The sequence below is a fragment of the Microbacterium sp. Bi128 genome, from assembly GCF_918698205.1.
Map to the genome: position 1 here is coordinate 1 of NZ_CAKKMM010001274.1, position 1463 is coordinate 1463.

General features: G+C 64.0%; 2 protein-coding genes. Both read right to left on the reverse strand.

Annotated features, from left to right (window positions below; genetic code table 11):
* Positions 1-557: carbohydrate ABC transporter permease (locus LQV45_RS31960; protein ID WP_230011491.1), on the reverse strand; the 557-nt coding region annotated here is incomplete at its 3' end.
* Between the two features lie 97 nt (positions 558-654).
* On the reverse strand, positions 655-1463 hold an 809-nt coding region (locus LQV45_RS31965; RefSeq protein ID WP_230011488.1), incomplete at its 5' end, for a carbohydrate ABC transporter permease.

Here is a 1463-nt window from a genome sequence, read left to right on the forward strand (position 1 = left end):
ACGGTGGCGGTCGCCGGTCCCGCGAGCGGCATCACCACCTTGCGGTAGATGGTGAACCAGCCCGCGCCGTCGATCCGGGCAGCCTCGTCCAGTTCCTTCGGGATGGACTCGAAGTACTGGTGGAACAGGTAGATGGAGAACGCGTTGGCGATGAACGGGATGATCTGGACCTGGTAGGTGTCCAGCCAGCCCTTCGAGATCTCGAGGCTGAACCCGTTGAGCTCAAAGTACGGCAGCTGGTTGACCCACCACACCAGCGGCAGCGCCAGCGTCTGGAAGGGCACGATGAGGGTGGCGAGGATCGCGGTGAACACCACGCGCTTGCCGCGGACCTCCATCCGGGACAGGGCAAACGCGCATAGGCGGTTGATGAAGATGCCTAGCACCACCGTGACCGCGGAAATGCCGATGGAGGTCATCAGGAAGCGGGCGGCCGGCACCCGGTCGAACACGGCCGCGTAGTTGTCCAGCGAAATGTTGCCGACCGGCAGGAACGCCGCCACCGAGGACATGTCGCCGAAGGTCTGCTGGTCCGGCTTGAGCGAGGACACCATCATGAACACGATGGGGAAGGCGGCGACGGCGGCGAACAGGAGGCGGACCGCCGTGGTCGCGGCATTGCCGAGACCCTTGGAAATGAGTGTCTGTTTCACGTCAGTCCTTCTCTCGGGTCAGGTAGCGCTGCACTGCGGAGATCAGCAGGACGAGCACGAAGAACACGAGCGAGATGGCCGAGGCGTAGGAGGTCTCCTGCTGCTTGAAGCCGGAGCGCACCGCCTCGTAGATGATGGTGGTGGTGGAATCGAGGGGCCCGCCCTGGGTCATGACGCTGACCTGGTCGAAGAGCCCGAGCGCCTGGATGGTGATGGTCACCAGGACCAGGGTGCGGGTGTGGGTGAGGCCGGGCCAGGTCACGAAGCGGAACTGGTGCCAGCGGCTGGCCCCGTCGAGTTGGGCGGCCTCGTAGAGTTCCCCGGAAATGCTTTGCAGGCCTGCGAGCCAGATGATCATGTGGAAGCCTGCGGCCTGCCAGATGGACAGGGCAATGATGGCCGGCATGGCGGTGGCGGGATCGTTGAGCCAGTCCGGGCCGTTGATGAGGCCGAAACTGGCCGCCGACAGCAACTCATTGATCAGGCCGTCCTTGCGGTACATGAACATCCACAGCAGGGACACCACCACCATGGACGTCACCACGGGAAGGAAGTAGATGGTGCGGAAGAAGTTCACGCCGCGGAACTTCTTGTTGATCAGGAGGGCCATCGCCAGGGCGAGTCCGGACTGGACGGGCACCACCACGACGGCGAAGTAGCTGACGTTCAGCAGTGAGCGCCAGAACACGGGATCCGCGAAGAGCCGCGCGAAGTTGTCCGTGCCGACAAACTCGACGGGCCGCGGGGAAACAAGCCTGGCGTTCGTGAATGCCAGGCCGAAGCCCAGGATCGCCGGGAGAAAGACGAAGG